Below are 237 nucleotides of genomic sequence, written 5' to 3' on the forward strand. Positions count from 1 at the left end.
GTCGTCCCCGGGCACCAACGCCAGGAGGTGGCCGGCCGCCGGGGGCGCGGTGGCCAGCACCGGGGTCATCAGCACGTCGCCGGCGGCGAGCTGCGCCCGCACCCCGCGCGCCCACTCCTCGAGCCGGTGGGCGGCGCCGTCGAGCTCGGCGCGCCTTGCGGCCCGGGCCGTGCGCAGGAAGTGCGTGGCCACTGCGCCCACGTGGGTCTCGGCGTCCTCCGGCAGCTGCGCCCGGTG

At 80.2% G+C, this 237-nt stretch carries 1 pseudogene; it reads right to left on the minus strand.

What is annotated here, in order from left to right:
- A pseudogene (locus tag KVS67_RS13110) lies at positions 1 to 237 on the minus strand (amidase); the annotation flags it as partial.

It is taken from the genome of Micrococcus sp. GbtcB5 (genome assembly GCF_019091605.1).
Lineage (GTDB): Bacteria > Actinomycetota > Actinomycetes > Actinomycetales > Micrococcaceae > Micrococcus > Micrococcus luteus.